At 64.8% G+C, this 20,426-nt stretch carries 21 protein-coding genes, 1 tRNA gene and 1 pseudogene; 12 read left to right on the top strand and 11 right to left on the bottom strand.

The window, feature by feature from the left end; all coding sequences use genetic code 11:
* Positions 1–38: 38 nt before the first annotated feature.
* The 3 genes from panD to DFO58_RS11355 all read right to left on the bottom strand — a co-directional run bounded on the left by panD (position 39) and on the right by DFO58_RS11355 (position 2,792).
* Positions 39–461 carry an aspartate 1-decarboxylase gene (gene panD / locus DFO58_RS11365; RefSeq protein WP_120990905.1) on the bottom strand — a complete coding sequence of 141 codons (423 nt, stop codon included), beginning with the start codon at positions 459–461 and terminating at the stop codon, positions 39–41.
* A gap of 100 nt (positions 462–561) precedes the next feature.
* Positions 562–2,112 carry a histidine ammonia-lyase gene (hutH, locus tag DFO58_RS11360; RefSeq protein ID WP_120990903.1) on the bottom strand — a complete coding sequence of 517 codons (1,551 nt, stop codon included), beginning with the start codon at positions 2,110–2,112 and terminating at the stop codon, positions 562–564.
* Positions 2,113–2,219: 107 nt separating this feature from the next.
* Positions 2,220–2,792, bottom strand: coding sequence for a DUF3060 domain-containing protein (locus DFO58_RS11355; protein WP_047120049.1), 573 nt, complete (start codon positions 2,790–2,792; stop codon positions 2,220–2,222).
* A 335-nt stretch (positions 2,793–3,127) separates the two neighbouring features.
* Between DFO58_RS11355 and DFO58_RS11350 the strand changes: the two genes are divergently transcribed.
* On the top strand, positions 3,128–3,358 hold the full coding sequence (locus DFO58_RS11350) for a hypothetical protein (protein WP_047120048.1): 231 nt from the start codon (positions 3,128–3,130) through the stop codon (positions 3,356–3,358).
* Positions 3,359–3,575: 217 nt separating this feature from the next.
* A complete protein-coding gene (locus tag DFO58_RS11345) occupies positions 3,576–4,085 on the top strand; it encodes a DNA starvation/stationary phase protection protein (RefSeq protein WP_047120047.1) in 510 nt (169 codons plus the stop codon).
* A 109-nt stretch (positions 4,086–4,194) separates the two neighbouring features.
* On the opposite strand, the gene DFO58_RS11340 is transcribed toward DFO58_RS11345, so the two are convergent.
* The 3 genes and pseudogenes from DFO58_RS11340 to DFO58_RS11330 all read right to left on the bottom strand — a co-directional run bounded on the left by DFO58_RS11340 (position 4,195) and on the right by DFO58_RS11330 (position 6,253).
* A complete protein-coding gene (locus tag DFO58_RS11340) occupies positions 4,195–4,980 on the bottom strand; it encodes an IclR family transcriptional regulator (RefSeq protein ID WP_047120046.1) in 786 nt (261 codons plus the stop codon).
* Positions 4,981–5,032: 52 nt separating this feature from the next.
* Positions 5,033–5,312, bottom strand: a pseudogene (locus DFO58_RS11335) (SDR family oxidoreductase); the annotation flags it as partial.
* Positions 5,313–5,344: 32 nt separating this feature from the next.
* A complete protein-coding gene (locus DFO58_RS11330) occupies positions 5,345–6,253 on the bottom strand; it encodes a carbohydrate kinase (RefSeq protein ID WP_120990901.1) in 909 nt (302 codons plus the stop codon).
* A 182-nt stretch (positions 6,254–6,435) separates the two neighbouring features.
* Here DFO58_RS11330 and DFO58_RS11325 point away from each other — a divergent pair, with 182 nt between their 5' ends.
* The gene (locus DFO58_RS11325) at positions 6,436–7,104 is read left to right on the top strand and encodes an alpha-ketoglutarate-dependent dioxygenase AlkB (RefSeq protein ID WP_047120036.1); all 669 of its coding nucleotides are present in this window, start codon (positions 6,436–6,438) and stop codon (positions 7,102–7,104) included.
* Here DFO58_RS11325 and DFO58_RS11320 read toward each other — a convergent pair.
* Positions 7,101–8,042: an endonuclease/exonuclease/phosphatase family protein gene (locus tag DFO58_RS11320; RefSeq protein WP_147407272.1), complete on the bottom strand. Its 942-nt coding sequence runs from the start codon at positions 8,040–8,042 to the stop codon at positions 7,101–7,103. The genes DFO58_RS11325 and DFO58_RS11320 overlap by 4 nt on opposite strands.
* 84 nt (positions 8,043–8,126) lie before the next feature.
* Here DFO58_RS11320 and DFO58_RS11315 point away from each other — a divergent pair, with 84 nt between their 5' ends.
* Positions 8,127–9,407: an MFS transporter gene (locus DFO58_RS11315; protein WP_047120035.1), complete on the top strand. Its 1,281-nt coding sequence runs from the start codon at positions 8,127–8,129 to the stop codon at positions 9,405–9,407.
* Here DFO58_RS11315 and DFO58_RS11310 read toward each other — a convergent pair whose 3' ends face one another.
* Positions 9,408–9,833 (bottom strand): VOC family protein, encoded by a 426-nt coding sequence (locus DFO58_RS11310; protein WP_120990899.1) that lies wholly within the window; start codon positions 9,831–9,833, stop codon positions 9,408–9,410.
* A gap of 192 nt (positions 9,834–10,025) precedes the next feature.
* Between DFO58_RS11310 and DFO58_RS11305 the strand changes: the two genes are divergently transcribed.
* Both DFO58_RS11305 and DFO58_RS18515 read left to right on the top strand, forming a co-directional pair.
* A tRNA-Ala gene (locus tag DFO58_RS11305) sits at positions 10,026–10,098 on the top strand.
* 263 nt (positions 10,099–10,361) lie between these two features.
* Positions 10,362–10,535: a hypothetical protein gene (locus DFO58_RS18515; RefSeq protein ID WP_183043176.1), complete on the top strand. Its 174-nt coding sequence runs from the start codon at positions 10,362–10,364 to the stop codon at positions 10,533–10,535.
* 11 nt (positions 10,536–10,546) lie between these two features.
* Here DFO58_RS18515 and DFO58_RS11300 read toward each other — a convergent pair whose 3' ends face one another.
* Complete coding sequence (locus DFO58_RS11300) at positions 10,547–11,785, bottom strand: NAD(P)/FAD-dependent oxidoreductase (protein ID WP_353616385.1); 1,239 nt, start codon at positions 11,783–11,785, stop codon at positions 10,547–10,549.
* Between the two features lie 861 nt (positions 11,786–12,646).
* Here DFO58_RS11300 and DFO58_RS11295 point away from each other — a divergent pair.
* A complete protein-coding gene (locus tag DFO58_RS11295) occupies positions 12,647–13,417 on the top strand; it encodes an SDR family oxidoreductase (protein ID WP_120990897.1) in 771 nt (256 codons plus the stop codon).
* Positions 13,407–14,453 (top strand): L-idonate 5-dehydrogenase, encoded by a 1,047-nt coding sequence (locus tag DFO58_RS11290; protein WP_120990895.1) that lies wholly within the window; start codon positions 13,407–13,409, stop codon positions 14,451–14,453. Before DFO58_RS11295 ends, DFO58_RS11290 begins: the two co-directional genes overlap by 11 nt.
* 106 nt (positions 14,454–14,559) lie before the next feature.
* On the opposite strand, the gene DFO58_RS11285 is transcribed toward DFO58_RS11290, so the two are convergent.
* Both DFO58_RS11285 and DFO58_RS11280 read right to left on the bottom strand, forming a co-directional pair.
* Positions 14,560–14,781, bottom strand: a complete 222-nt coding sequence (locus DFO58_RS11285; RefSeq protein ID WP_113606954.1) for a hypothetical protein — start codon at positions 14,779–14,781, stop codon at positions 14,560–14,562.
* A 4-nt stretch (positions 14,782–14,785) separates the two neighbouring features.
* Positions 14,786–15,970 carry a S8 family serine peptidase gene (locus DFO58_RS11280; protein WP_113606953.1) on the bottom strand — a complete coding sequence of 395 codons (1,185 nt, stop codon included), beginning with the start codon at positions 15,968–15,970 and terminating at the stop codon, positions 14,786–14,788.
* 164 nt (positions 15,971–16,134) lie between these two features.
* Between DFO58_RS11280 and DFO58_RS11275 the strand changes: the two genes are divergently transcribed.
* The 4 genes from DFO58_RS11275 to DFO58_RS11260 all read left to right on the top strand — a co-directional run bounded on the left by DFO58_RS11275 (position 16,135) and on the right by DFO58_RS11260 (position 20,423).
* Entirely contained in the window at positions 16,135–17,724 is a 1,590-nt protein-coding gene (locus DFO58_RS11275; protein WP_053798738.1) for a sialidase family protein, read from the top strand.
* A gap of 93 nt (positions 17,725–17,817) precedes the next feature.
* Positions 17,818–19,026, top strand: coding sequence for an FAD-dependent oxidoreductase (locus DFO58_RS11270; protein WP_053798737.1), 1,209 nt, complete (start codon positions 17,818–17,820; stop codon positions 19,024–19,026).
* 2 nt (positions 19,027–19,028) lie between these two features.
* Positions 19,029–19,934, top strand: coding sequence for a P1 family peptidase (locus DFO58_RS11265; RefSeq protein WP_220668547.1), 906 nt, complete (start codon positions 19,029–19,031; stop codon positions 19,932–19,934).
* Positions 19,935–19,979: 45 nt separating this feature from the next.
* Positions 19,980–20,423, top strand: coding sequence for a universal stress protein (locus tag DFO58_RS11260; protein WP_047120026.1), 444 nt, complete (start codon positions 19,980–19,982; stop codon positions 20,421–20,423).
* The last annotated feature ends 3 nt before the right edge of the window (positions 20,424–20,426 follow it).

Here is a 20,426-nt window from a genome sequence, read left to right as displayed (position 1 = left end):
CCGGCGGCCTGCTTGGTGCCTGAAGCGATCCCCGGGGGTCAGCGCCCGGTGACCAGCGCGAACGGCGGAGTCTGGACGTCATCGCCCAAGGCCACCGCCGGGTCGTCGCCCAGGTGGATGATCTTGTTGTCCGCGTCGACGTGCACCACGCTAGGTACGTAGCTGCGGGCTTCTGCGTCTTCCATCTGCGCGTAGCTGATCAAGATGACCAGATCGCCCGGGTGGACTAGATGCGCCGCCGCGCCGTTGATGCCGATGACGCCGCTGCCCGGCTCGCCGGCAATGGTGTAGGTTTCCAGCCGAGCGCCGTTGGTGATGTCCACGATGCTGACCAGTTCGCCCGGGAGGATGTCCGAGGCCGCAAGCAGCTCGGAATCAACCGTGACCGACCCGACATAGTGCAGGTCCGCCTGGGTGACCGTGGCCCGGTGGATCTTGGATTTGAACATGGTCCGTTGCATACGATGTTTCTTTCGTGGTTTGGATGCCGTTTCCCGACAATCAAGTTTACGCTCGATCCGGGCCGTTCGGGCGGAAATGTCGGGAAACCAACAGCTTCGGCTATCCTCGCGAAAGATAAGGCTGCAGCGCCTCGTGCACGGCACCGGATTCCAGCAGCTCGCACGCGGCCTCCAATTCAGCCGACAGGAAGCGGTCTTCGCCGGGGCCGGCGACCTTGGTGCGCAGCAGTTCCAAGACGGCACCGGTGGCCGGGCCAGGCTGCAGCGGCGCGCGCAGATCCAGCGCGCGGCCGGCGATGAGCATCTCCACGGCCAGGATGCGGCGCAGGTTCGCGACCGCGGTGCGCAGCTTGCGTGCCGCGTGCCACCCCAGGGACACGTGGTCTTCCTGCATGGCCGAGGAAGGAATCGAGTCTACGCTGGCCGGCACGGCCAGCCGCTTGTTCTCGGCAACCAACCCGGCCTGCGTGTACTGGGCGATCATCATGCCCGAATCCACTCCCGGGTCATCGGCCAGGAACGCCGGCAGCTCCCGCGAGCGGGCTGGATCCAGCATCCGGTCGGTGCGGCGCTCGGCAATCGAGCCCAAGTCAGCGACTGCGATGGCCAGGAAGTCCAGCACGTAGGCCACCGGGGCGCCGTGGAAGTTGCCGTTGGAGGTCACCTCGCCGCTGGGCAGCACCACCGGGTTGTCGATGGCCGCGGCCAGTTCTCGGGTTGCGACCATGCGGGCATGCGCGATCGTGTCGCGCACCGCGCCGGTGACCTGAGGGGAGCAGCGCAGCGAGTAGGCATCCTGCACCCGCCCGTCGCCTTCCTTGTGCGAGGCGACCACGGGGGAGTCGGAGAGGAAAGCGAACATGTTTGCAGCGCTGCGGGCCTGTCCCGGATGCGGGCGCAGCGGCTCGTGCAGCTCGGGGCGGAAGACCTGGTCGGTGCCCATCTGGGCCTCGACGCTCATGGCCGCGGTGGCATCGGCGATGTCCGCCAGCTCGGCCAGGTCCGCCAGCGCCATGAGCAGCTGACCGAGCATGCCATCGGTGCCGTTGACCAGCGCCAGGCCTTCCTTCTCAGCCAGCTGGACCGGGGGGATGCCGGCTTCGGCGAGCAACTCGGGGACCGGGCGCAGGTTGCCCTGGGCATCGGTGGCCTCGCCCTCGCCCATGAGCACCAGGGCGCAGTGGGACAGCGGAGCGAGGTCGCCCGAGCAGCCCAGCGAGCCGTATTCGCGCACGAGAGGGGTGATGCCGGCGTTGAGCAGGTCGATCATGGTCTGCAGCACGACCGGGCGCACGCCGGTGCGTCCCGAAGCCAGGGTCTTGGCGCGCAGGAACATCAGTGCGCGCACGACCTCGCGCTCCACCGGAGCGCCCATTCCGGCGGCGTGCGAGCGGATCAGCGAACGCTGCAGCTTGGCGCGGTCCTCGGGCGCGATATGGCGGGTGGCCAGGGCGCCGAAGCCGGTGGAAATTCCGTAGACGGGGGTATCCGAAGAAGCCAGGGCATCAATGTGGGCGCGGACGTTGGCCAGCTCGTCGAGGACCTCGGGGGAGATCTCGATGCGGGCGTCGTGGCGGGCCACGGCGATGACATCGGCGGCGGTGGCGCCGAAGCGCTGCAGGGTGACAGTGGTCGAAAGGTTCACGGTCATGGGAATCCAATCGGTGGGAGGAGTGTTCTTGTTTCCCATTGTTCGCCAGTTTCAGCGGCGCAAGGCCGCGAATCCACCCGTACTGTCTGAAATGCCGGACAAGCCGTCTAGAAGGCCAGCTCCACGCCGTCCAGCGCGTTGCGGCCCAGCGAGTTGCTCTGGCCGCTGTCGGTGACGTGGGTGTCGCCGCTGCGCCATGCCACCACGTTGCCGACGCCGCTGACCTCCACCTGGCGCAGGCTCTTGATCGCAACAATGTTCCCCGCCCCGCTGATGGCAACGGAACGGGCGTTGTTGGCCACGATCATATTGCCAGTGCCGGTGATCGCAACATCCTTGCAGTCTCCGACGAGCAGCAGAATCTGGCCGTCCTCGGAAATATCGGTATCCTGCGAGCATTTCTTCTTCTGCGCGTGTTCCAGGATCTTGTCGAATCCCGCTTGGAAGCTGTCGCCGGCGGTTTCCTTGGGCACGGTGCCCAGGCTGCCTTCGGTGCTGGTGGGATCCTTGGGCAGCGGGGTCGCGGTGCCCTGGATGGAGGCTGTCGCGGTGGGAACGGCCGAGGCGGTCGGCGCGGGGCTTTCCTCCTGCGGCTGGATGCTCACACAGCCGGCCAGCGGGATCGCCAGCATGAGCGCGGCGAGGGTCGAAACGGTGCGTTTGGTACGTGGCGCTGGCATGCTGTTCCTTGTTCGGTTGAATGGTCGTTTCTTCCATCTTGGCCGATTCGCTGGCTCATGTCCTGTTCCACTGCACGGAAGCTTCCAGCCCGTGGCTTGGGGCAGCGGTCTTGCCTACGGGAACCGATAGGATCAATGGCTCCTGTTTCCTAGGTGAGGCCCCGGGGTTTACGGTGCATCCGGGACAATTCGGAGGCAAGGGACTATGCTGTTTGCACCATGGGGAAGCCCGTGACCGAACGCAGCAATGCAGGGGAGGACATTTGGACAGGTACCCAATCACCGCTCACTGAATCTGCCCACGTACGGCGGGCAGCACCAACGAAGGAGAAGCCATGCCGCACAAGAAGCACTTGGGAATCGGGCTGGTCGTCGGCGGAGCGCTGGTGGCAGCACTATTCCTCTCGTTTATCTATGTGGTGCCCCACGGATCTTCCGCGGATGTTGCACCCCTTTGGCTCGGAGCGATCTGGGCAATGCTGACCATGCTCTGGGGAATCTTCCGGCTGGCCGCCGGACCCAGCAAGCTGGACCATCTTCACGGCGGAACCGATGCCGGCTCCTAGACGCGGAGCACGAAGCGCGGCGCGTCCGACCCGGACGCCCCATACAACTGAATGAAGGGTGGCGGAGTTTTCCGTCACCCTTTCTTCATGAATCCTGAATGTCTCCCGTGTGCTTCCAGGCCGGGCTTCAGTGCTGAAGGCAATGAGGGTAGCGTGCGGAATGTAAGCTGGGGAAACCCGGCAGGATTGACCCTTGAGTCTGCAAAGGAGATCATGTATGTCGAGCAAGAAGAGTACGCCTGCAAGCAAGACTTCGCTGGAGAATGCGGAACATGGATTTGTGGCAACGGAGGTGCTGCGTGATTCGCTGCAGCTTGTTCTGGTGAACATGCTGGACCTGCAGTTGGTCGGCAAGCAGATCCACTGGAACGTCGTGGGACCGAATTTCCGCGACCTGCACCTGAACATCGATGAAGTGGTGGCCATTGCCCGCCGAGGTTCGGACGAAATCGCCGAACGTATGCGCGCCTTGCACGCCACTCCCGACGGCCTCGCGTCCACCATTGCCAAGTACACGCGCATCGAGCAGCCGGTCAACACCGAGGTGCTGACCACTGACGGCGTGGACATCATGGTCAAGGCTGTCCAAGCCACCGTGGATGTCATGCGCGAAGTCCATGACCCGGTGGATGAGGATGACCCGACCACCGCAGACATCCTGCACCAGTACATCGCAGAGCTGGAGCAGCAGGCGTGGTTCCTGAGTGCTGAAACGCGCCGCCCCTAGCGCGCAGCGACCCGGAGGAATATGCCGGGAAACCAGGCCAGCGGGCCGGTCGAATCGTGTGGTATTCGGCCGGCCCGCTGCTGTCTACGGGGGAGCATGGACCGGACCGCTACTGCTTGCGGTGCCCATGCAGCCGGGCAGTCAGCTGGGCCGCGGTGGCGCGGATGGGCTCTAGCAGTTTTTCCCACTGGTCTTCCGGTATCCGGTCGCCCAGGAACGTCACCGCGACGGCAGCCACCGGCCATCCGCTCGCGTCGCGGATCTCCACCGCGAGCGAATTGAAATCGGCGGTGAGGTCCCCGCGTTCAATCGCGTAACCGCGTTGCGCGCTCTGGTCCAATTCGCGCCTCAGCTGTGCATAGCTTGAAATCGTGCTCTGCGTCTCGCGGCCTGAGAAACTCGCAGGGGTCGGATACAACGCCCGCACCTGGGACTTGGGCAGGGCGGCTAGGATGGCGCGTCCGGAGGCGACCAGGTGCGAGGGCAAGCGCACGCCGACATCGGTCACCAGCGAGGGCCGGCCCTTGGCTCGTTCCTCCACGATATACAGCACGTCCGAGCCGTGCAGCACCGCCAGATGGGCACTTTCGCCGACCTTGTCCACCAGCTGGGCCACCAGTGGCGCGCCCAGCCGGGCCAGCGGCTCTTGCCGTGTGTAGGCGCTGGAGAGCTCGAAAGCCGCAACCCCCAGTCCGTAGGACTTGTCCTCCGGATAGTGCGCGATGAAGCCGTGTTCGTGCATGACCGTCAGCAGCTGGTAGACGCTGGAACGCGGCAAGTCCAACAACCTGGCGATCATCGCCGCGGGCGTCGGGGCCTTGCGGGACGCCAGCAAACCCAGGATCCTCAAGGTGTTGTCCGCTGCCGGGACCTTGCTGCCCACTACTGCCTCCATGGTCGAATGATGCGAAATGCCTGCATCCGAACTCTAGCAACCTATGCCGGGCTCAACCCACCGGGCGAAGGCGCAATGCCTGCATTCCGCCGTCAACCGCCAGGGCAACGCCATTGGTCGAGGAGGACAGCGGGCTGCACAGGTAGGCCACCGAGGCGGCGGCTTTCTTCGCGGAGACCAGTCGTCCGTGCGGCTGCCGGGCGTTGAGCGCCTGGCGTTCGGCCTGGGATTTGGCCGCCGAATCCAGCAGCCGGCCCACCCGGGGGGGTGTCGACGGTACCCGGGTTGACCGCATTGACGCGGATGCCTTCGCGGATGTGGTCCGCGGCCATATCCGCTGGGCGTGTGGAGCATCAACCGGTCGTTAGAACTCGACCGACGACAGGCAGCTCTCGAGCTCGACGAGAGTCGGGGGATTGGCTCCGATTTTCTGGACCGTCAGCGCCGCGGACAGCGAAGCGGTGCGCAGCGCTGACTCCAATGCGTCTTCGTCCAGATTCTCGTTGGACACCAGCGCCTGCAGTAGCGGGCCGTTGCCGATTGCATGGAGCAGCCCGGACATGAAGGCGTCTCCGGCGCCCACGGTGTCTGAGACGCTGACCTGCAAAGACGGCATGGAGACTTCAAGCTGGTCGGTGCGTGCTTCGCAGCCGCGCACCCCGAAGGTCATGACCGCGAGCTTGGCGCCGCGCGCCAGCAGGTGCCCGAGCACCCGTGCGGTATCCCAACCTGGGTAGAGCCACAGGGCATCTTCGTCGCTGAGCTTGACCACATGGCTCAAGGCGCACAGCTTCTCGATGCGGGAAATCACGGCACGGCGCTTGTCCACCAAGGCGGGACGGAGATTGGGGTCATAGCTGCGCAGCTGATGCGCCGGAGAGGCCGCGAAGACTTCATGGATCCGCGAGCAGCCCGGCTCGGCAAAGGCGGCGATGGAACCGGTGTGGAGGATCTGCGCATCGGTGGGGACCACAGATTCTAAGTTCCAATCGAGCTGGAAGTCGTAGGTGGCCTGGCCGGTGGAATCCAGGGACACGGTGGCGGTGCTGGTGGCCGATTCCGTGACCGAATCAGGGCCGAGCAGGACATCCGACGCATTTAGGTGCTCGATGATGGCGCGGCCGTGCTCATCGCCGCCGATTCCGGTCTGGAGTGTCACTTCATGCCCCAGACGTCCCAGTCCCACGGCCACGTTCAGTGGGGATCCGCCTGGATATGCGAGCCCATTGACGATGTCGACCAATGCCTCGCCTGCAACCTGTATTGATGCCATGCCAATGATCCTACGTACGGATGCTTCGAAAGTCCTCTTAACTCCGCCTTGGCGTGGGAGAAGGTTGTCCAGAGCACATATAAACCGTGTTCGTCCGGCTTGCCGGGGCCGGATGCTACAGTCGGTGGCGGCACGACAGCCGCCGCGGGACGGATAATTCGCAGACTAGAGGCAGGGAACCCATGGACTTTCTCTTCGATGACAGCGCGCTGCCGCGCGAGCCGAGGCTACTGCGTCCCGGCGCCTGGCATGTGCCCGGCTGGCTTTCGCCTGAAATGCAGTCCTGGATCATCAACCGGTTCTTCGAATGGGGAAACGGGCCGGTTCCGCCGCATCAGACATTGGTCAACGGGCACCCGATGAGCGTGCAGAGCCTGTGTCTGGGCTGGCATTGGAGCCCCCACAGCTATTCGCGCACGGCCGACGACATCAATGGGGAGCCGGTGGCGCCCATGGAACCTTGGCTGGTGGAGCTCGGGCGCCGTGCGGTCAACGACGCGACGGGGGACCAGGCCAAGGCGCAGTCTTATCTACCGGACGCGGCCATCGTGAACTACTACAACGTCAATGCCACGATGGGTATGCACCAGGATGCCGAAGAACGGATCAATGCGCCGGTGGTCTCGCTGTCCCTGGGCGATTCCGCGACCTTTCGACTGGGTAACACGGAGCATCGCAACAAGCCTTGGCAGGAGGTGCGCCTCGCCTCGGGAGACCTGTTCGTCTTCGACGGGCCGGCGCGCTTCGCCTATCACGCGGTAACGAAGATCCATCCGGGGACGGCACCGCAAGAATGCGAGCTGGGCGGCGGACGCATCAATATCACCCTGCGCCAGACCGGCCTGTCCTAGCCGCCGGCCAGGTCCACGGACGCCCGCAGGGCGTAGTGGTCGGAATCGCCGGCAGGAATGCGGTCGAGAGAGGTGCCGGTGACGCCGCGGACCATGACGTGGTCGATGCCGAGCATGGCGAATGGCGTGCGCGGCCAGGTCATCGCCAGACCCCAGGCGCTATAGTGCACATCGTCCAGCTGGTCAGCGACCGGGGCGAAGTGGCGGTCCGTCGAGGTGGCGTTGAAGTCGCCGGCGGCAATGACCTTGGACGAAGGATCCTTGGCCACGTAGTCCGCCAGGGACGCGAGCATGGTGTCGCGCTCATCATGGCCCGTCGGGCGCGCCGAAGCGGCGTGGACCGCGTACACGCGGACCGGCCCGGATTCGGTGTCGACGTCGGCGCGCAGTGCGCGGTCCCAGCCCAGACCCAAGTCCAGCGGTTCGGGGTTGGACAGCGGGTAGCTGCTCCATAGGCCCACGGTGCTCACTGAGTAGTAGTACGGATGGCTCCGCTTCAGGGCGTCCGTCACCAGATCAATCTGGCCCTCGCCCAGTTCCTGGAGCGTGATGACTTCGGCTCCCGATTCGGCCAGGGAGCGGGCCGAGGTCACCGCATCCTGGTGGACGTTCTGCGAAGCGACTACCAAGGGATCCTGGCTATCGACGGGCGCGGAGGGCAAGGCCGCAGACCCGAAAAGAACACCCCAGACAACAGTTGGCACCAGCAGCGCAACGTAGGTTGCGCGGCCGCCGAGGACGATGGTCAAGAGCAGCAGCAGTGGTATGCCCAGGCCGAGCCAAGGGGTTAAATTGTCAAGTATGAGCCCCAGTCCCGCGACGTCGGGAATCTGCTGGTGGAAAGCCATGAGCACGGCAAGGCCAAGGCACAAGAGGATGACCGTGATTCGTGCCAGGATTCGTGATGCCGACAACCGGCGAGGTGATGCTTTGGACATTGGACTTCCACAGTGCCACAGAAAACTGTGGGAATCGTAATTTTCCTCAGCCGTGCCTGCAACTACGATGGAAGTCAGGCGTCGATGAAGCCGTGCCATCTCCAAACTCCCGAGGATCCAAACGTGACTACTTCTGCGCCCAGCAAATACTTGTCCGGCGGCCGGCTGCTGTTGGCGATTCTCGCCCTGTCCATGGGCGGATTCGGCATCGGTGTCACCGAATTCACCCTGATGGGGCTGCTCCAGGAGGGCGCCGCCGACCTTTCGGTGAGCAATTCCCAGATGGGCCTGATGATCAGCGCCTATGCCATCGGCGTCGTGGTTGGCGCCCCGGTGCTGACCGCACTTGCCGCCAAGATTCCGCGCAAGCGCGCGGTCTTGCTGCTGATGCTGTTCTTCACTGTCGCAAACTTGTCATCGGCCTTTGCCCCGGATTACGGAACAATGCTGGCTACCCGATTCCTCGCCGGCCTGCCGCATGGCGCCTACTTCGGCTTGGCCGGAGTCCTGGCTGGTTCGCTGGTGCCCGGAAGCATGCGCGGGCGCGCCATCGCATGGGTGATGCTCGGGCTCTCGGTGGCCAACGTCGCCGGTGTTCCGCTGGTCACCCGTTTGGGGCAGCTGACTGGATGGCGAGCGATGTTCGTTGTTGTCGCTGTGGTTGGCCTGATCACGATGCTGATGATCAGCTTGTTCGTTCCGTGGCACAAGGCTGAACCCGGAGCGAGCATGCGCCGCGAACTCTCGGCGCTGAAGAATATCCAGGTCTGGATGGCCATGGGGACGGGCATCGTGGGGTTTGGCGGCTTCTTCGCCGTGTACTCGTACATTTCACCGACCTTGACCGAAGAAGCAGGGCTCGACATCAATCTTGTTCCCTGGGCTCTGGCGCTCTATGGCTTGGGCATGGTCGTCGGTTCGCTGGCCGGCGGACGCTTGGCCGACTGGTCGATTTTCGGTTCCATCAAGCTGACCAACCTGATCATGGTGGCGGCCATGCTGATTTTCGCCGCCGTGACCAGCTGGATTATCCCCACGCTCGTCATGGTCTTCGTGCTGGGCGCGGTGGGCTCGCTATTGATCCCGAGCTTGCAAACCTTGCTGATGGATTCGGCACCCCATGCCCAGTCGCTGGCCGCCTCCTTGAACCATTCCGCGCTCAACGTGGCCAACGCGTTGGGGGCCGCCCTGGGTGCTGCGGTGATTTCCGCGGGCTTCGGCTACCGTGCGCCGTCCATCGTCGGAGCGGGGCTCGCGGTACTCGGCTTCCTGCTGGCTTGGGCAACCCAAATCCGGGCAAAGAAGATCGGCCTGCTCGTGGGCAGCGAAGCGGTCGCTTCCCGCGAACAGGCCGAGCTGAAATAGCTACGAGCGCACCGCAGAGATATTGAACATCCAGGTGACGCCGAACTTATCGGTGAGCTGACCGAAAGAGTCTCCCCAAGGAGCTGTTGCCAACGGAACATCGATGCGCGCGCCTGCAGATAGTCCATCCCACCACTTCTGCAGCGGCACCGAGTCCGAATCGTCCGTGCCGTCGCTGCTGAAGGACACGGTGCCATTGGGCATGAGATTCATTTCGGGCGGGGTGTCCGAGGCCATCAGGTGCACGCCGCGACTCACGAACAGCGATGAATGCATGATTTGGTCGGTGGTTGCCGGGCGATCGTCATTCATTCCTTCTTTGAAGGTCATCATCGACAGTTCTCCGCCAAATACGGAGTTGTAGAACTCCATGGCCGCGCGGGCATCGCCGGCGAAACGCAGGTACGGGGTCAGTCCAATGCTCATGGGAGTGCGCCTTTCGACTATGTTCTCGGGACCGATCGATCCACGTGGAAGATTCTTCCACCCGCAACCGACAAAGTGAATAGCACCCTGTGACCAGCGTCTCCGAACGCCGATTTGGTGTTTTCTAAACACCTCCGGTAGAGTTTTATCTCGGTTCAGAGGTCGAAAAAACCGAAGAAACCGCATCCTTTTGGGGGTATGGCGCAGTTGGTAGCGCGTCTGCATGGCATGCAGAAGGTCAGGGGTTCGAATCCCCTTACCTCCACAAGATAAATGATCTCGGGTGACTTATGTCGCCCGAGATTTTTTCTTTCCGGTTGCACTTCTGACGCCAACCCACGACTGAACGTGCAAAACATCCAGGATGTTCTCTGACCCGCGCCGTTGTAAACGACGCCAGCCCCAAAAATTCTTGATCCTTAGAAGGTTCTTGCGGTATCAAGCACGCGTGGAGCCGTGATGCCGCCTCTGCCGCATTGAGTCCAGGAATACGCCACCTGGACGGCCGGCGTCAGCGTTAATCGCGCCGTGAAGGCATTCGTGCGCTACCTGCTCGGAGTAGACTCTGCGCTTTCTATGCAGGTGCCTCAGCTTTCCGATGGGGCTTTAGCGGAACAGCAGGTCGAGATTCCGGATCTCGACCCGCTGTTCCGCGTGGTTATCAGTCGTGAGGCTGCTTACGCGGTTTGCTCCGGCAACTAGGTGTATTACAACTAGGCCGGGCTGGCGGAGCTGTCCTTGCCGCGGACCATACGCTCCAGCTCGTCCTCTTCTGGCTGGGACAGGTAGCGCTCCAATGAATCATCCAGCTCGCGAAGCCACGGGGTGTGGTGCTCGCAGGCCATGGTGCCGGTCATGACCGAACGATAGACCTGGTCGCGGTAGTTCAAGATGTTGTGCTGTTTGTCGTTCTTCCACGCCAAGAAGATGCGGGTTACCTCGTCCAGATCGAACATCGGGTAGTCGGTCTGCTCTATGAGGTCTCGAATGTAGTCGGCCTGGAAACGGACTTCATCTGCTGCGCTGCCCAGAGTCTCCAAGCGCAGTGTCCATTGCGCCATGTCAAGTTTCTGCTCGGCCTCGGAAGGAAGCTTCGCATCGCCGAGGATGACATCGCGGACGTACCAGGCCTGGGCATCGAACATGTTGAAGGTGAACCACTGGTCCTGGGCGCCCAGGTAGAACAAGTTGTTGTTCGCTTCGCTGACAACGCCGCGGTACAGGGACTTGGGGTACAAGTTGTTAGGAGAGGACAGCGCCAAATCCGATGGCAGGAACGGGTAGTGGTGCAGGTATCCGGTGCACAGGATGACTGCGTCGAACTGTCGCTCGGTTCCGTCCGCGAAGTGGGCTGTGCTCCCTTCGAACCGCTCGACCAGCGGGCGTTCCTGGATGCCCTCGGGCCAGTCGTAGCCCATCGGGGCAGTACGGTAGCTCATGGTCACCGAGCTGGCGCCCATCTTGAATGCCTGGATGCCGATGTCCTCGGCGGAGTAGCTGGCGCCGATCAACAGGACGTTGCGGCCGGCCAGCCGTTCCGCACCGCGGAAATCGTGGGCGTGGATCAGCGTTCCCGGGAAGGTTTCGATTCCGGCGAAGTCCGGAACATTCGGGAAGCTGAAGTGGCCGGACCCGACGACGACCTTATCGAATTCGCTACTTTCCGTTTGACCGGTTTTCAGGTTTTCAATCGTGACGGTGAACTTCTGGGTACCTTCATCGAACTGGACCCAGCGCACGACGGTCGAGAATTGGACGTACTTCTTGACATTCGACTTCTCGGCGCGGCCGTTGATGTAGTCCCACAGCACCGCACGAGGTGGATATGAGGAAATCGGACGGCCGAAGTGCTCATCAAAAGTGTATTCGGCGAACTCCAAGGCCTCCTTGGGACCATTGGACCATAAATTGCGGTACATGCTCGAATGGACTGTCTCGCCATACTTGTCGATGCCCGTGCGCCAGCTGAAATTCCATTGGCCACCTCAGTCATCCTGTTTTTCGTAGCAGACGATTTCCGGGACCGAACGACCGGCTGTGCGCGCCGACTCGAAGGCTCGCAGTTGAGCCATTCCGCTGGGTCCTGCTCCGATGATTGCAACGCGTTGTGACAAGCGTACCTCTCCGGCATTTCAGCCTAATAAGTTACTCCTTGCGCGGCGAAAAAATGTTCAAAATCGACTGGGCTGCGCCACGCTGAACCCCAAATAAGCACCAGCCGAAACCCGGCGGGTCACGCTGAAAAAGCTCCCACGCGCCGGGTGTAAATCTCGTCAGGAATCGAGTGCGATGGATCAAGTATAGCAGATCGTCGATGCACTGGATCGTAAAGTCCCAAATCAACGAGTATTTTGCTGCGAATAAACCTTATGGAGTGAATTAAGATGACAAGCTCAGGGTGGCATCCGCTGTCCAACTGGCACCCTTGTGCACCGGGTCGAATTGCGGTCTATTCAAGCCTGAAAAGCCCCTTGTTTTGTGGATCAATTCGCATTTTTCCCGACGTGATATTCCGTTGAAATACAACTGGATTCACCTCGCGCGCGGAGGGGCGCGCGCCTTGCTGGTTGCACCTTTCGTGCACCGTTGCTTCTGGAGGGTTGCCCCCGGGCGGGTGCAATGTCGCACAGATGGCGAGATCGGATCTTTAAAAACATATTTATTATCGCGTTTAGCTTGTTAAGTCTGTTATATTGGGCGTGGCGACGAGGCCCTCTGTGACGTAGCTGCTTGCTGGTCGGCGGGAGCGTCCGCCGACGACATCTGACAAGTGATGGCAGCATGCTGCCGTCAGAAGAGGGAAGCTGGCAAGCATGAGCAATCTATTCGACCTCACGGGCAAACTGGCCTTGGTCACCGGATCATCACGGGGCATCGGCAGGGAACTGGCTCGGGGCTTGGCAGACGCGGGTGCCGACATCGTCCTGCATGGCCGCGACGCCGACCGGCTGGCAACCACGGTCGCCGAATTCACCGAGCTCTATGGGCGAGAGCGTATCCACTCCGCTTGCTTCGACGTGACGGATGACGAGTCGGTCAGTGCCAATATCGAGGACATTGAGAAAGGCATCGGCACCCCGGACATCCTGGTGAACAACGCCGGAATCCAGCACCGCGTCCCCTTGCTTGAGCTCGAGGTCGCGGACTGGCAACGAGTCATCGACACCAACCTCACCAGCGCCTTCCTGGTCGGCCGGGCCGTTGCCCGCGGCATGGTGCAGCGAGGCGCCGGGAAAATCATCAATATCTGCTCCGTCCAGACCGATTTGGCGCGACCGACGATTGCCGCCTACACCGCGGCCAAGGGCGGACTGCGCAACCTCACCCGCGCTATGACCGCTGAATGGGCCGGCTCCGGGCTGCAGATCAACGGCATCGCCCCGGGCTACATCCATACCGAAATGACGCAGAACCTGGTGGACGACGAGCAATTCAACTCCTGGATCCTGGGCCGCACCCCCGCCGGGCGCTGGGGCACGGTCGCTGACTTGGCCGGGCCGGCGGTCTGGTTGGCGTCCGAGGGATCCAACTACGTCAACGGGCAAACTATTTTCATCGATGGAGGTATGAGCGTTGTCGTCTAACCTGAACGAACAGACCTTAGCAGTAGTGGCCCACGCCGCCGGCGACCTCCGGGTTGAGCAGATCCACCTGCCCGCTCCCACCCCGGACGAGGCGCGCGTCGCCATTGCCTACGGCGGCATCTGCGGCTCGGACCTGCACTACTGGAGCCACGGCGCCGCCGGCGAATCCATCCTGAAGGCGCCCATGGTGCTCGGGCACGAAATCGTCGGCACCGTGGTGCAGGCCGCCGCCCACGGCACCGGCCCGCAGGCCGGTGCCCAGGTAGCAGTCCATCCAGCGACCCCTGCGGGCACCGGGGAACCCTATCCGGAGGGCCGCCCTAACCTGTCCCCGGGGTGCACCTACCTGGGTTCGGCCGCCCGCTTCCCGCACACCGAGGGAGCCTTCGCCGCCGAAGTGAACCTGCCCGCGCGCATGCTGCGCGAACTTCCCGCCGGGCTGTCCCTGCGCGACGCTGCACTGGCCGAGCCGGCCGCTGTAGCCTGGCATGCCGTCTCCCGGGCGGGGGAAGTGGCCGGCAAACGCGTCCTGGTGATCGGGGCAGGTCCCATCGGCGCGCTGGCCGTAGCCGTGCTCAGGCGCGCCGGCGCAGGGGAAATTATCGCGGTGGACATGTTCGACGCGCCGCTGCAGGTTGCCTCCGAGCTGGGCGCGACCCGCACCCTGCGTGCCCCGGAGACCGGGGACATCGCCGGCATCCACGCGGACGTGGTCATCGAAGCCACCGGGAATTACCGCGGGCTGGCCTCGGCCGTGCGCGGCGCGGTCCGCGGCGGGCGAGTGGTCATGGTGGGGCTGCTGCCTTCCGGCGAGCAGCCGGCGCTCATTTCGCTGGCCATCACCCGGGAACTGGAATTGGTCGGATCCTTCCGTTTCAACGATGAAATCGACGAGGTGCTGCAGGCGCTGGCCGATGGATCGCTGCAGATCGGCGCCGCGGTCACCCATGAGTTCCCCGCGTCCGAGGCCTTGGCCGCCTTCGAAACTGCCAAGGATGCTTCCGTCTCCGGCAAGGTGCTGCTGGACTTCCGGTAGACATCGCAACGCAACGGTCCGCGACATGATCCTGCCGCGGGCCATCGCGTATCCCAGTCAGCCTGCCAGCGCCAGCGGTTGCTTCGCCGCCGGCCCTGCCCCGTGCCTAGAGCGCCTTGTACTGCTGTTCGGAATCAACCGATTGCACGCAGTCGAGGCCCTTGAGCTCCTTGACCCGTTCATCCGGCGCCTGGCCGATCACCTGCCCCAACATGCCCAGCACCTGCTGGACTTGCAGCCCATGGGACTCCAGCTGGGTCACCGCGGCGGACATGTCGCTGGTGTAGGTTTCGGAAATCGTCACGATAAACGTGCGCTGGGAAGCCATGACGCTACGCCTGCTCCTGCACTGGCTCCGGCGACCTGGTCAGGCCCGCTCCGACGTCAACGGAGAACTGCTCCAAACGCCGGGCCTGCTGCACCAGCTCGGCCCACAGCTCGCGGGCGCGGTACCCGGTCGCCTCGGCCAGCAGCGCGGCCACGCCGGCCACGTGCGGGGTGGCCATGGACGTGCCGCTGATCGTGTTGTAGCGCTGCGCGCCCGGCCACGAGGAATAGACCTTGACGCCGGGACCGGAAATGTCCACCTGTCCGCCGCGGCCCGGAAGTGTCCTCGCGGAGAACGGCGCGATCTGCAGGCCGGAGTCCAGCGCGCCGACCGCCATGATGTACGGGCTGTTCGCCGGCGCACCCACGAATCCGGGATCGTTGGAAGCGCGTTTCGCGTTGTTGCCCGCCGCGGCGATGATCAGGGTTCCCTGTTCCAGCGCGCGGCGCCCGGCGGTGACATAAGGCGGATGCACCTCGCGCACGTCCGCGCCGAGGGACATGGAAATGACGTGGCATTCATTCTGCAACGCCCAGTCGATGCCGGCCAGGATCATCGAGTCGGTGCCGGACCCATTGGAACCCAGCACCTTGCCAGCGAAGATTTCCGCGCCGGAGGCGACCCCGTAGCCGCGGCCGCCTTCGACTGCGCGCGGCCCGCAAGCGGTGCCGATGCAGTGGGTACCATGGCCGTGGCCGTCCGCGGCGTCCTCGCCGGCCGCGAAGGACTTGGTGGTGACGCTGCGCCCGGCGAAATCGGGGTGCTGGGTGTCGAAGCCGGTATCCAGCACCGCAACCTTGATGCCGGCGCCGGTGTACTGCGAATTCGCGGCCTGGACCGCTTGCAGCCCCCAGGTGAACTCGTCGTTGTCCGCATAACTCGTGGGTTCGTCATCGGCTTCAGCGAGGATCCGGTAGATCCGCTCCGGGACCACGCGGGCAGGCATGTGCTCGCCTGCCACTCGGGCTGAAAAATCATCCAATTGCTCCGGGGGAGAATCCACCACGGCGATGCCCAGGCGCGGGAAATACTCGGTAGTCCCATAGCCGGCGGCCGACAGCAGATTGGGAACCTTGTCTTCAAGGGCGGCAACGCCAAGGGTGGAAGGATGGGCGGACGTCGGTGAATCGAAAATCAGGACGTAGCGGCCGGGAACTTCTGCGGTGGTTTGGCTTTCCGGGGTAATCATGACGCACTCCTCGCTCGGGTACTTAGCACTGTAGCCCCAGTGCACCGACAGATAAAGGGGTTGGCCCACGCTCGCTGGTCCAGCCGATCAAGGCCATCGGATAACCATCGGCATGGTCTGGCGCGGAAACAACGAAAGCTCCAGAACCGGGAATACTTGATCCCATGACCGCCGCAGAAAACCTGAGCTTCCAGACGCTCGCACGCCGAGGCCACCACGGTTACCGCCAGTACCGCATTCCAGCTTTGGCGGTCACGACCGCCGGCACCGTATTGGCCGCCTATGACGGCCGCCCCAACCTGGACGACCTGCCCAACACCATCGACCTGCTGCTGCGACGCAGCACCGATCACGGACAAACCTGGGAAAACCAGCAGGTGATCCGCACCGGTTCCGGCCTTGAAGGCTTCGGTGATCCCAGCCTGCTGGTTGACGCCGACACCTCGCGGATTTTCTGCTTCCACGCCGCCGGCACCCGCGCGGGATTCTTCGAATCCGCCGAAGGGGCGCAGCCCGTGGACGAGGTGCAGCACGTGGACCTCTCCTACTCGGACGACGACGGGAGGACCTGGTCGCATCGCCGACTGACCGCGCAGCTGAAGCGGCCGGGCATCACCGGCATCTTCGCCGCCGCCGGCGCGGGGATCCAGCTGCGCACCGGCCGGCACGCCGGACGCCTGCTGCAACAGATGGTGGTGCTGTACCACGGGCGGATCCGCGCCGCCTCGGCCTACTCCGACGACCACGGCGAGAGCTGGCGGCTCGGCGAGCTTACAAGCGCCGAAGCGAACGAGAACAAAGCGGTCCAGCTGCCCGACGGGCGGGTGCTGATGAATTCCCGGGCTCCGGACCAGCGGCTCCAAGCGGTGTCCACCGACGGCGGGCACCGCTACGGCGAGCTTGCGCCCGTGACTGACCTGCCGGATCCCGGGGACAACGGAAGCATCTGCGCCCTTCCCTCCGACGGAGGGCAGCTGCTGCTGCTGACGAACAACCGCGACGCGGCCCTGCGCCGTAACACGGTGTTGAGTGTGTCCTTCGACAACGGAGACCACTGGAGCCCGGTCCAGTCGATCTGCCCCGGCAGCAGCGCCTACTCCACCGCCGCGCTGCTGGCCGACGGCTCGCTGGGGGTGCTGTTCGAACGCGACGGCTACCAGGACATCGTCTTCACCAAGCTCGGACCCGGGAGTCTTGCCCCGACCGCGCTCGCCGAGGCCGCCGCGCGGTACCGGGAGGATCCGGGCAGCGAGTTCACCATGGTGCTGCGCTCCATCACCCCGGCACGGCCCGAGCGCTGGACCAGCATCGGCGAGGAGCACGTCATCAGCGCCACGGCGGGGGACTGGGCAGGGCACATCTGGAAGGAAATCGGCCAGGGGTACCAGGACGGAGTGCAGGTCCTGGGATCCCGCGAAGCGCAACTGGCCAACTATGGCCCGGTGCTGCCGGGGTTGCGCGCCGGGGACATGCTGGCATTCACCGGGCGGTTCGTCAATTCCTCCGAGCGGGCTCTGGAGGTGGAACTGCTCGGGAACTACGACCGTGCCCCCGGCACAGGATTCGGGCCCGCCAGCGTACCGGCCGGCGGCCAGCGGCTGTTCTTCACCCCCACTTACACCGTGACCGCCGAGGACCTGCGCGCCGGCCGCGCCAGAGTGGGCTTCGAGGTCCGCGGCGGCTCAGGAAGCTGGAGCCAGGAGTTCGAGGTGGACACCGCCGCCGGCACCATCCGGTCGCTTCCGGCGCGCTGAGCACCGGAGCTTCGCTGGGAGCCGGCCGCAGTGATTGCCAGCGGTGCGCCGACATGTGAGGATCGAAGGACACCTACGCGTGAAAGGCGATCGATGAATCCGGAAACGATTGTTGTCATTGGCGCGGGGCTGGCCGCGGCCACCCTGGTCTCCGAGCTGCGCTCCCGCGGGTACGACGGGGTGCTGCGGCTGATCGGGGACGAAGCCTCGCTGCCCTACGAACGCCCGCCGCTGTCCAAGGGCTACCTGCAGGGCAGTGACACGGTGGAGGACTTCACCGTGAATACCGCCGCCTGGTACGCGGAAAACCATGTGGATCTGCGCCTTGACACGCACGCCATCAGCATCGACCGCAAGCACCAGCACGTGGTGCTGGCTGACGGCACCACCATGGACTACGACGCGCTGGTGCTGGCCACCGGCGCGCGCTCGCGGCTGGGCGGGGAGGAGCCAATGGCCGGGCACGACCTGCCCGGGGTGCATACGCTGCGCAGCCTGGCGGACGCGGACGCGCTGAAAACCGAGATCACCCAGGGCAAGCAGGTCGCGGTGGTCGGCTCGGGCTGGATCGGTATGGAAGTCGCCGCCAGCGCCCGCTCGCTCGGGGCGCGGGTGACCGTCTACTCCCCGGACGAGGTGCCGCTGGCCAAGGTCTTCGGCGAACGCTTCGGCCACCACCTGCTGGAGCTGCACCAGGGCCACGGCGTGGATGTGCGCACCGGCACCCGGGTGCAAGGCATCGAGCTGGCCGACGGGCACCTGCAGGTCATCTCCGACATCGGCAGCAGCCGCGCCGACGTGGTGCTGCTGGCCATCGGCGCGGTGCCCAACGTGGAGCTGGCCGAAACCGCGGGGCTGGACGTCGACCGCGGCGTGGTGGTGGACGCCTCGCTGCGCAGCAGCGACTCAAAGATCCTGGCCATCGGGGACGTCGCCCAGGCGTTCAATACCCGGCTGCGCCGCCAGCTGCAGGTGGAGCACTGGGACAACGCGATCCGCCAAGGCAAGCTCGCGGCCGCCACGCTCACCGGGGCCGACCAGGCCTACGACTGGCTGCCCTACTTCTTCACCGACCAGTACGACCTGGGCATGGAGTACGTCGGGGACGCCGCGCCGGGGGACGAGACCGTGCTGCGCGGCTCCGAGAACGAGTTCATCATCTTCTGGCTGCGCGAAGGCCGGATCACCGCCGCCGCGAACGTGAACATCTGGGACGTGAACGACACGCTGCGCGGGCTGGTGGGCCGGCAGATCGATTCGGCGCGGCTGGAAGACACGGCCATCGAGCTGGGGGACCTGTAGGCGTGCCGGCCCCAGGCGAACTGGAGGTCACCGTCCCCGGGGTGTCGATCGGGCACTGGAGCACCGAGGGCACCGGGTGCACGGTCGTGTTGTTCGACCAGGGCACCGTCGCCTCCGTGGAGGTGCGCGGCGGGGCCCCTGCCTCCCGCGAGCTGGATGTGCTGGGCCCGCTGATGACCGTGCAGCAGGTCGACGCGGCGCTGCTCACCGGCGGGTCGGCCTTCGGGCTGGCCAGCGCGGACGGGGTCATGCGCTTCCTGCAGGAACAGGGGCGCGGGGTGCAGACCCCCGCCGGGCGGGTGCCCATTGTGCCCACCTTGGGCCTGTTCGACCTGGCCGAGGGCACCGCGCGGCCGGATGCCGAGTCCGGGTACCTGGCCGCCGCGGCCGCCGCCGCGCCCGAATCCGCCGGGAGGGTCGCCGTCGGGGCGCTGGGCGCCGGCACCGGGGCCCGCGCCGGACGCTGGCGCCGGGAGGATTCCTACCCGGGCGGGCTGGTCTACGCGGAGCAGCGCCTCGGCGAGCTGGTCGTCGGCGCGCTGTGCGCGGTCAACGCCTTCGGCGACGTGCTGGCTCCGGGCGAGGAGCCGTCCCTGGACTCCGTAGCGGTGTTCGAGGCGCTGGCCGCGGCGGCCCGCAGCGGCGGGACGCAGCCCCCGCGCACCAACACCACCATCGGGGTGGTGTTCACCAATGCGAAGCTGGACAAAACCGGCTGCCACCTGATCGCCCAGGGCGCCCATGACGGCCTGGCCCGCGCCCTGCAACCGCCGCACACCAGGCTGGACGGGGACGCGTTCATCGCCGCCGCCACCGGACGGGTGGACGCGGACGTGGACACGGTGCGCTTGCTGGCCCTTTCTGCCACCGCCCGCGCCATCGCCTGCGCGGCGCGCAAAGATGCCTGATGGCGGGGAACAGGGTAATTTGGTAGTCAGAACGAAGGAGCGCCAATGAGCACTGTTGTAGTCGGCATCGAACCCGGCCAAGCCCCATCCGTCCTGGCCACCGCCGCGTCGATCGCCGCGGACCTGAGGGCCAAGGTCCAGGTGATCTACGCGGATTCCGGCCGGTACGTCACCGAACGCCTTCCGGAAAGCAACGTGCTGGGCACCGCAGAAGCCGACTTCCCGGCCGAGCTGGCCGAACTGGTCGCCGAGCACCTGGCCGGCGTGGACTACGAGCTGCACAACGTGCCAGGCGATCCCGCCAAGGTGCTGATGGCAGTGGCCGAGGAGGTCGACGCACGCATGATCGTGATCGGCACCCGCCGCCCGGGCATCCGCAACAAGCTGGCCCAGTTCATCGACGGCTCGATCGCGGTGGCGCTGGCGCAGAAGCAGACCCGCCCGGTGCTGGTCGTCCCGCAGCAGATCATCAACCTGCCGGAGGCCTAGGCC

The organism is Arthrobacter sp. AG1021 (assembly GCF_003633665.1).
GTDB lineage: Bacteria > Actinomycetota > Actinomycetes > Actinomycetales > Micrococcaceae > Glutamicibacter > Glutamicibacter soli.
The sequence above is the reverse complement of the archived record's forward strand: the minus strand, read 5'-3'. Positions and strand labels throughout refer to the sequence as shown.